Below are 7,562 nucleotides of genomic sequence, written 5' to 3' on the forward strand. Positions count from 1 at the left end.
GCCGCGAGGTCGCCCGGCAGGGCCTCGCCGCTGCACAGGATGCGGGTGAGCGGCGCGCAGGCCTCGAGTTCGCCCGAGGCCACGAAGGCGGCCAGCATGGCGGGGACGAAGTGCAGGGTGGTCACCCCGTGCCCGACGATGGCCCGGCGCAAAGCCGGCGGATCGCGGTGCGCCCCGGGCGGCGCCATCACCAGGGTGGCGCCGCAGAGCGCGGGCAGCAGCAGCTCCCAGACCGAGACGTCGAAGCCGATGGGGGTCTTCTGGAGGATGCGGTCGCGGGGGCCGAGGCCGTAGGCCTGCGCCATCCAGTCGAGGCGGTTGAGGAGCGCGCCGTGGGTGTTGGCGCAGCCCTTGGGCCGGCCCGTCGAGCCCGAGGTGTAGATCACGTAGGCGAGGTTTTTTGGATGTGGCCGGGCGTCCGTCCAGGCGGCCTCGTCCGCCGCATCCGTGTCGGAGGTGTCCGCGTCGACGAGGAGGACGGTGAGATCGGGGTGGTCGTGCGGGCCGGGCCAGGCGGCGGCCAGGGCCGTCGTTGTGACGAGGAGGCGCACGCCACTGTCGCGGACCATCTCGTCCAGGCGAGGGCGGGGCAGGTCGGGGACCAGGGGCAGGAAGGCGGCGCCGGCCTTGAGGATGGCGAGGGTCGCGACGAGAAGGTCGCAGGAGCGCTCCAGGGCGAGGCCGACGAGGGTGTCGGGGCCGGCCCCGGCGCGGGCGAGGCGGCGGGCGAGGCGGGCCGCGCGGGCGTCGAGATCAGAGCGGGTCAGGCGTTCGCGGTCATCGACCACGGCGATGGCCCCGGGCGCGGCCCGGACCTGGGCGGCGATGCGCTCCAGCACGGTGGCGGCCGGCGCGAAGACCCGCGCCGTGGCGTTGAACCCGGCGAGCACGTCCGGCCCCGGCGCCTCGGGATGCGGCAGGGCGCCGAGGCGGGTGGCCGGATCGGCGCTGGCAAGGGCGTCAAGGAGGCCGGCCAGGGTGGCGAGAAGGGCTTCGGCCTCGGACGTGGCGACGCGGGCGCGGTCGTGGTCGAGGCGCAGATCGAGGCGCTCGCCGTGTTCGTCGGCGCGGAGCTGGACCACGAGGGCGAGGGGGTAGTGGGTGCTCTCGCGGGTGACGGCCGGGCCGATGCCGAGGGCGTCGGGATCGGGCACCGCGCCGGGCACGGCGCCGGGCGCCCGCAGGGCGGCGACGGCGGCGTCGACGGGGTAGTTCTCGAACACCACGAGGCTGTCGAACAGGGCCCGCCCGCCATGGCCGGCCAGGCGCTGGATCTCGAACAGGGGGGTGTGGCCGTGCTCGCGCAGGGCGAGGTTGGCGTCCTGGAGGCGGGCGAGCCAGTCGGCGAGGCTCATCGCGGGGTCGAGGTCCTGGACCACCGGCACGGTGTTGATGAACAGGCCGAGGAGCGTGTCGGCGCCGGGCAGGGCGTCGGGGCGTCCGGCCAGGGTGGCGCCGAAGGCGACGCGGCGGCGGCCGGTGCGGGCGGCCAGCAGCCGGGTCCAGGCGGCCTGGACCAGGGTGTTGAGGGTGAGGCGACCGTTGCGGGCGCGGGCGCGCAGGCGGGCGGTGGCGGCGGGATCGAGGCGCAGGCGGGCGTCGGCGTGGCCCGACCCGCCGGGGCCGGTCCGCCCGTCGCGGCCGGCCGCGAGGGTGTCCGCCAGCAGGGTCGGCTCGTCGAGGGGCGCGGTGGCCGCGCGCCAGAACGCCTCGGCCCGGGCGGGGTCCTGGCGGCCGAGCCAGGCGATGTAATCGGCGAACCGCCCCTGGACCGGGGCCGGGGGGCGGCCCTCGTAGCGGGCCAGCACCTCGCCGACGAGGCGGGCGGTGCTCCAGCCGTCGAGGATGAGGTGGTGCAGGGTGAGGACGAGGTGGTGCCGGGCGCGGCGGCCGGTCGCGGCCCCGGGGTCAACTCCAGCCTCCGGGTCCAGGCGCACGAGGACGAGGCGCAGGAGGGGCGGGCGGGCGAGGTCGAAGCCGCGGGCGTGCTCGGCCTCCGCCAGGGCCTCGAGGCGCGCGTCGGCCGAACCGGGTCCGTCCGGGAGCTGGCGGATCGTGACGGGATCGGGGATGCGGGCGGCGACGATCTGCAGGGGGTGGCCGCTGGGGGTGTCGGCGAGGAAGCCGGCGCGCAGGCTGTCGTGGCGGGCGACGGTCCGGCGGAAGGCCTCGGCGAAGCGGGGGGCGTCGAGGTTGTCGAGGTCGAGGCGCAGCTGGTTGCGGTAGAGCGGGGAATCGGGCTCGCGCAGGGCGTGGAACAGCAGGCCCTGCTGCAGGGGCGAGAGGGGATGGAGGTCGGCGACCTCGGCCGGATCGAGGGGGGCACGCGCGAGGATCGCGTCGAGGCCGGCCTGGTCGAGGGGGGCTTGGTCGAGCCCGGCGCCGGGGAGGTCGGCGGGGGTGAGGCGGGGCGGCGTCGCCGGATCGGCGCAGTGCCGGGCCAGGGCCGCGAGGGTGTCGCGGCAGTCGCGGGCGAGGGCCGCGACGGTGTCGGCGTCGTGGCGGGTGCGGGCAAAGCTCCAGTCGAGCTGGAGCGCGCCGTCGCGGATCCGGGCGGTGAGGAGGAGTTCGGTGCCGAGGGGCGCCTCGGGGGCGCGGTCGGGGCCGGCGCCCTCGTCGGCCAGGGCGAAGCGGCCGTCGGGGGCGTGTCCGGCCTCGACCTGCCCGAAGTAGTTCAGGGTGACGGTGGGCTCGGGGATGGCGGCGAGGGCGTGGCGCAGATCGGGCTCGGCGGCGTGCAGCAGCAGGCCGTGGCCGAGGTTGGGCCGGGGCAGGGCGCGCAGCTGCTCCTTGATCCGGCACAGGGCGCGGCCGAGGGCGCGGCCATCCCGATCCGGGCCATCCCTATCTGGGGCATCTCCATCCGGGTCGTCCGCCAAAGTCTCCGGCTCGTCGCCGAAGGGGGCGAGGCGCAGGGGCACGAGGCTGGTGAACCAGCCGACGCTGCGGCCGAGATCGAGCGCGGCCGGGGCCAGCCCCTCGCTCCAGGCTTCGGCCAGCTCCTCGGCGTCGCGGCCATGGCCCTCGCGGGCGACGCGCACGGCGCGGGCGCCGAGGTGGCGGGCGAGCGCCAGGGCGAGGGCGGTGAGCAGGGCCTCGTCGAGGCGGGTGCGGTAGGGCCGGGCGGCGCGGCGCAGGAGGAGCCCGGTGGCCTCGGGGTCGAGGTCGCAGCGCAGGGAGCGGCGCTCGGCGCGGGCATCGGCGCCGTCGGGCCGGGCGGGCGCCAGGGTGGCGGCGGGGGGCGAGAGCCGGGCGATCCAGGCCTCGGCCTGGCGCCGGCGCGTCGCGGCCCCGGCCGGGTCGGTGGCGAGGGCGTCGAGGGTCCTGGCCCAGGCCGGGAAGCCGGTGGCGGCGGGCAGATCCGGCGCCGCCCCCCGTTCCAGGGCGGCGCAGGCGGCGGCGAGGTCGTCGAGGAGGATGCGCCACGACACGGCATCGACGGCAAGGTGGTGGATCACCACGACGAGGCGCTGGGCGTGATCCCGGTCGGTGCGGCTGACGAGGACGGCGCGCAGGAGGGGTCCGTGGCCGAGATCGAGGCTGGCCTGGGCCTCGGCCGCCACGGCCTCGAAGGCGTCCGCGTCGGCGACGGTGCGCCGCCACGGGCGCGCGCCGGCCTCCGCGTCCGCGACGGGCGCGCAGGTCTGCTGCCAGGCGCCGGCCGCGTCCCGGTGGAAGCGCAGGCGCAGGGCGGGGTGGCGGCGCACGAGGGCGGCGAGGGCGCGGGCGAGGACCTCGGGATCGAGGGGCGTGCGCGGCCGCAGGACCAGGGCCTGGTTCCAGTGGTGGCGCCGGGGCACGGGGGCGGCGAGGAACCAGCCCTGGATCGGCGTGAGCGGGATCGGCCCGGCCGGCGCGGCCCCGGCGGCCTCCACCGCCTCGTGTTCGGTCCCGCCCTCCTCCCCCGGCCGGGTGGCGTGGGCGGCGTGGGCGGCGAGCGCCGCGAGGCTCTGGTGGGCGAAGACCTGCCGGGGCGTGAAGCGGAGGCCGGCGCGGCGGGCGCGGGTGACGAGCTGGAGGGCGAGGATGGAATCGCCGCCGCGTTCGAAGAAGTTGTCGGTTCGGGCAATGCCGGGCACGCCGAGCACCTCGCTCCAGATCGCCGCGAGGGCGGCCTCGGTGGGGGTGAGGGGCTCGGGCGCGGCGGCGTCTCCGTCCGGCCGCGCGGTCCAGTCCGGGACGGGCAGGGCGGCGCGGTCGAGCTTGCCGTTGGGCGAGACCGGCAGGGCCGGCAGGGGCAGGATGCGGGCCGGGACCATGTGGTCGGGCAATTGGCCCGCCAGATGCGCCCGCAGCGTGGCCTCGATGGCGGCCTCGCCGCCCTGCGCCCGCGCCTCCTCCCATGCCTCCACGGGCACATCGCGCGGGACGCAGTAGCCGACGAGGCGGGGACCGCCGGGCGCGGGGACGGCGACGACCGCGGCGTCGGCGACGCTGGGGTGGGCGCGCAGGCGGGCGGCGATCTCGCCGGGCTCGATCCGGAACCCCCGGATCTTGATCTGATCGTCGAGGCGCCCGAGGAACACCAGCGCCCCGTCGGGCCGGCGCCGGACCCGGTCGCCGGTGCGGTAGAGCCGCCCGCCCGACGGCCCGAACGGGTCGGGCACGAAGCGCTCCGCCGTGAGCCCGGCCCGCCCGTGATACCCCCGCGCCAGACCGAGCCCGCCGAGATACAGCTCCCCCGCGACCCCGATGGGTACAGGGTTCAGGTCCCGATCGAGGACGTGGGCCGTGCGCGCGCCGACGGGCTGGCCGATGGGCGCGTAGGTGGTCTCGCAGGCGGTCTCGGCCGTGACCTTCCACACCAGGGGCGTCACCACCGTCTCGGTCGGGCCGTAGCCGTTGATCAGCAGCCGTGGCTTGAGGGCGCGGCGCAGGCGCTCGAAATGCTCCCGCGGCATTGCCTCGCCGCCGAAGGAGTAGAGATCGACGGGCGGCGCTTCGCCATGCGCCTCGACCCAGCGGGTCAGCTCGTTGATGTAGCTCGGCGGAAACCCCGCATGGGTGACGCCATGGCGCCGGATCGTCGCCAGGGTCCGCTCGGCACTCCACAGGGCGTCGTCGCGCAGGACGAGGCTCGCGCCGCAAGTGAGGGCGGTCAGCCAGCGCTCATGGGCGCCGTCGAAGCTGAACGCAATGAAGTGGAATTCGCGCGAGGCCTCGCTCATCTCGTAGAGCGCGGCCGTGGTCTCGCAATGCATGGCGAGCGGGCCGTGCGCCACCGCCACGGCCTTGGGCGTTCCCGTCGAACCGGAGGTGTGGATCAGGTAGGCGAGGTTGTCGGGATGCAGGGCGACCTCGGGCGGCGCCTCCGCCTCCCCGGGCCGCTCCGCCGCTTCGGCGACCTGGAGAACGGGCAGGCCCGGCGGGATCCGATCCGCATGATCCGCGTCCGTCACGACGAGGCGGGCGCCGCACTCGGCCAGCATCGCGGCGATCCGGTCGGGCGGGAGCGTCGTCCCGATGGGCAGGTAGGCGCCGCCCGCCTTGAGGATGCCGAGGAAGCCGGCGATGAGGTCGGGCGAGCGGCCCATCAGCACGCCGACGACGCTGTCGGGCCCGATGCCGGCCCGGCGCAGCCGGTGGGCGAGGGCGTTGGCCCGAGCCTCCAGGGCGCCGCGGCTCACCGGCCGGTCGTCGAAGATCAGGGCCGTCCGCCCGGGCGCCGCCAGGGCCAGGGTCCGGATGCGGTCTGTGGCGGCCGGGTTCCAGGCCGGAAGCCGAGGCATCGCCTGCTTGGCGCTCGCGATGAGGCGCGCGTCCCGGATCGGGGCCTCCGGAGCGTGGACGAGGTCGCCCAGCAGGAGGAGGAAATGGTCGCGCCAGCGCGCGATCGTGCCTTCGTCGAACAGGTCGCACGCGTAGGACAGGCGCAGGGTGATGGCGCCCTGCGCGTCTTCCAGGGAGGTCAGCCCGAAATCGAACTGCGCGCTGCGGCCGGGCCGGGCCAGCGGTTCGGCCAGGAGCGCGCCGAGGCGGACGGTCCGGTCCGGCCGGACGTGCAGGTGCTGGTAGACCGCCTGGAACAGGGGATTGTGGCTCGCCGCCCGCTCCGGGCGCAGGGCGTCGACGATCCGCTCGAAGGGGACCGCCTGATGCGCCTGGGCCTCCACGGCTCTGTCCCGCACGGCCTCCAGCCAGGCCTGGAACGGGAGAGCGCCGTCGAATTCGAACGGCAGGACCTGGGTGTTGACGAAGCAGCCGATGACGCCCTCGACTTCGAGGCGCGGCCGGTTGGCCACCGGCACGCCGATCCGAATCCGGCCCTGTCCGCTCAAGCGGTGCAGCAGGATCGCGAAGGCCGCCAGCAGGACGTGGAACGGCGTCGCCCGGAACCGCCGGGCGAGGGCGTGGACGGCGGCACCGGTCTCCGCAGGCAGGGCGATCTCGATGGCGTCCCCGCGAAACCCCGGCGCCTCGGGCCGCGCCCGGTCCGCCGGCAGGTCGAGGACGGGATGCTCGGTGCCGAGCAGGTCGGTCCAGAAGGCGAGGCCGTGCACGCCCGCGCCGGCCGCACTCATCTGCCCCTCCCAGGCGGCGTAGTCGGCGAATTGCAGGGCCGGGGCGGGGAGGGCCGGGGCGGGGCGCTCCGGCGCGGTGTCCGACAAGGCGGCCCCGTAGCCGGCGGCGAAATCGTCGATGAACAGGTCCATGGACCAGCCATCGGCGACGATGTGGTGCAGGGTGACGAGGAGGACGTGCGCGTCCTCGGCCTCGCGCACCAGGGTCACCCGCAACAGCGGCCCTTCCGCAAGGTCGAAGGGCGTCTCCGCATCGGTCTGCGCGATCGCGTCCAGGGCCGCTCGCCGCGCCGGTTCCGGCAGGGCGCCGACATCGTGACGGGCCAGCGTGAGGGGCCGCGCGTCATGGATGCGCTGGACCGGCTCGTCGTTATGGGCCGGGAACGTGGTGCGCAGGGCCTCGTGCCGCGCGACCACGCCGTTCAGGGCGGCGTCCAGGGCGTCCTGCGCCAGGGGGCCGGTGAGGCGCAGGGCGCCGAGGATGTGATAGGCGGCGCTCGACGGCTCCAGCCGCCAGAGGAACCACAGGCGCCGCTGGGCGTCCGAGACCGGCATGGTCGGCCCGCGGGCCGCGCGCACGATGGGCAGCCGGCCCGGATCGATGCCCTTCTCCGCCAGTTGCCGCAGGAAGAGTGCGCGCTTCTCGGGCGGCAGCGCGCCCAGGCGCTCGGCGAGGGCCTGCGCCTGATCGGCCCGCAATCCGGTCATGGCGTTCATTCGGCGTGCTCCAGGGCGGCGAGCAGGCTGCTCATGGTGTCGAGTTCTGCGTCGGCCGGCCCGGAATCGTGCCCATCGACGAGGGTCGCGAGGGCGCCGAGGGTCGGCGCTTCGAAGAGGGTCCGCAGGGGCAGGTCGATGCCGTGCTGCTGGCGCAGGCGCGTGGCCATCCGCGTCAGGGAGAGGGAATGTCCGCCGCGTTCGAAGAAGTTGTCGGTTCGGGCGATGTCGGGCACGCCGAGGACCTCGCTCCAGATCGCCGCGAGGGCGGCCTCGGTGGGGGTGAGGGGCGCATCCGGCTGGTCCGGTGATCCGTCCGGCCGC

Annotated in this window: 2 protein-coding genes; both read right to left on the minus strand. The window is 76.1% G+C overall.

Translation table 11 applies throughout. The annotated features are described in order from the left end of the window. Positions 1 to 7,238 (minus strand): non-ribosomal peptide synthetase (locus tag MKK54_RS06175; RefSeq protein WP_244009920.1); only part of this gene is annotated, 7,238 nt, incomplete at its 3' end. Continuing rightward, on the minus strand, positions 7,235 to 7,562 hold a 328-nt coding region (locus tag MKK54_RS06180; RefSeq protein WP_244009921.1), incomplete at its 5' end, for a phosphopantetheine-binding protein. The genes MKK54_RS06180 and MKK54_RS06175, both read right to left, overlap by 4 nt.

This window comes from Methylobacterium sp. J-068 (genome assembly GCF_022829445.1).
Classification (GTDB): Bacteria; Pseudomonadota; Alphaproteobacteria; order Rhizobiales; family Beijerinckiaceae; genus Methylobacterium.